Genomic DNA, 1,312 nt, shown 5'->3' on the forward strand with positions numbered 1-1,312 from the left:
TCAGTGCGTTGTGGCAAAGGGAGTCCCTGTTCGATGAGCAGGGGCTTCTTCGTGTGAGGGGCATGATCGCCTTGGGGTAGGGGCAGGCAGCGGGCGGCTTGTTGTGGATCGAGGAGGGTGCGATGCCGTCGGTGCTGGGGTTGATGGAACAGCGTGAGGCGCGGGCGAGGCAGGATCTGGAGTCCTGGACGGAGGTCCTGGAGCAGGCTCAGGCGGAGGTGGATGCCGCGCGGGAGCGTGTCGAGCGGGCCCGGGTGGGGCGTGAGGAGCTCGTGTCGGTGCTGGCCGGGGAGAGCCCGGTGAATTTGCCGGTTCCGGCGCCGTCCGGTGGTGAGATGGCTGCCGCCGTGGCGTCGGGCGGCCCCGGTGCGGGGCATGGCGAGAGGCCGCCGGTGTGGCGGTCGGGCATGGGTGAGGAGGTGCTCAGCGGCCTGTATCGGGAGGTGTTCGCGGCGGTGGTGGCCGCTTCGGGGCCGGTGAACGGGGTGGAGCTGACGCGGGCGGTGGGCCGGGAGGCGGAGATCAAGAACGAGGTGGAGAAGATCCGTCACCGTGCCTATGTGCTGGAGAAGCGGGGCTGGCTGGTGCGGGCGAAGGACGGACGGTTCATGCCTGAGCCCGGAGCAGTCGGCCGGGACGCTTCTCCGGCCAGCGCGGAGCGTCCGCGGCCAGGCGCCGGGACAGTCTGATCACGGCGGCCCACCACACCATCTGGGTGTGGTGGTCGGGGCGGCGTTCGTGGTCGCGGTTGAGGCGGCGTGAGCGGGAGAGCCAGCTCAGCGTGCGCTCCACGACCCATCTGCGGGCCAGTGCGACAAATCCGCGTTGTCCGTCACAGCGGCGCACGACCTCGGTCCGGACTCCGTGGCGGGCGAACGCCTTCGCCAGCGCCGGACCCTGGTAGGCGCTGTCGACCCACACCAGTTGCAGCAGCCGGCCCGGCTGCTGCATGAACGTCTCCAGCAGTGCGGGGGCGGCCTTGGAGTCGTGCACATCGGCCGTGGTCACGGTCACTTCCAAGAGCAGGCCCTCGGTGTCGGTCAGGATGTGACGCTTGCGGCCGTCACGTGACTTGCCGCCGTCGTATCCGCGGCTGTCCTCACCGACGGTCTCGGAGGCGTCCACCGACTGGCTGTCGATGACTCCCGCACTGGGCTCGGCGTTGCGGCCGGCGCGCTCCCTCGCCGAACGTCGCAGGCGTTCGTACAGTTCACGCGCATAGTCGTAGGCCGCCCGCCAGCAGGGGAAATCTACCGGCAGAGCCGTCCACTTCACGCCGTTGTCGACCAGGTACCGCACCGCGTCGAGCATT

General features: G+C 69.8%; 2 protein-coding genes. One reads left to right on the forward strand and one right to left on the reverse strand.

What is annotated here, in order from left to right; translation table 11 throughout:
• The first annotated feature begins 122 nt into the window (after positions 1-122).
• Entirely contained in the window at positions 123-689 is a 567-nt protein-coding gene (locus WN71_RS39305; RefSeq protein WP_046593021.1) for a BAR domain-containing protein, read from the forward strand.
• Here WN71_RS39305 and WN71_RS39310 read toward each other — a convergent pair.
• Positions 607-1,312 (reverse strand): IS5 family transposase (locus WN71_RS39310; protein WP_046593022.1); only part of this gene is annotated, 706 nt, incomplete at its 5' end. The genes WN71_RS39305 and WN71_RS39310 overlap by 83 nt on opposite strands.

It is taken from the genome of Streptomyces mangrovisoli, from assembly GCF_000974985.2.
GTDB lineage: Bacteria > Actinomycetota > Actinomycetes > Streptomycetales > Streptomycetaceae > Streptomyces > Streptomyces mangrovisoli.

What these genes read in the sequence shown, in the direction of transcription:
- WN71_RS39305 (WP_046593021.1), top strand. Translation starts at nt 123, where the DNA reads ATGCCGTCGGTGCTGGGGTTGATGGAACAGCGTGAGGCGCGGGCGAGG.